This is a genomic window from Metabacillus rhizolycopersici, from assembly GCF_020075705.1.
Map to the genome: position 1 here is coordinate 1 of NZ_JAIQUM010000246.1, position 680 is coordinate 680.

The following is a 680-nucleotide window of genomic DNA, read 5'->3' on the forward strand; positions in this document are numbered from 1 at the left end:
GCAAATCCTTGAGCGTATGAAACAATTTTACTTAAGTATAAAGCTTTACGTACAGCTTCAATTAACTCTTCTTTATTGCCTTTGAAGCTTTCTACTTCAGGACCTTTTAACAATTTGCTTGCTTGTACACGCTCATCTTTCATTGCTGAGATAAAACGTGCAAATACAGATTCTGTAATGATCGGTAGTGGAACACCTAAATCTAACGCGTTTTGGCTTGTCCATTTACCAGTTCCTTTTTGTCCAGCTGTGTCAAGAATTAAGTCTACAAGTGGTTTACCTGTTTCTTCATCAACTTTTGTAAAGATGTCAGCTGTAATCTCGATTAAGTAGCTATCTAGCTCACCTTTGTTCCACTCTGAGAATACTTCATGGAATTCTTGTGCACTTAAACCAAGAACATTTTTAAGAATGAAATAAGCTTCACAAATTAATTGCATATCACCATATTCAATTCCGTTATGTACCATTTTCACATAATGACCAGCACCGTTTGGTCCAATATATGTTACACAAGCATCGTCTTCTACTTTTGCTGAAATCGCCGTTAAAATTGGCGCCACTAGTTCATACGCTTCTTTTTGTCCACCTGGCATAATAGAAGGTCCTTTAAGAGCTCCTTCTTCTCCACCTGAAACACCAGTACCGATGAAGTGAATGCCTGTTGATTCTAATTCTTT

Annotated in this window: 1 protein-coding gene; it reads right to left on the minus strand. The window is 37.2% G+C overall.

The annotated features are described in order from the left end of the window. The coding region (locus K9V48_RS28325; RefSeq protein WP_263432986.1) for an NAD(P)-binding domain-containing protein at positions 1 to 680 on the minus strand (680 nt) is incomplete at both ends.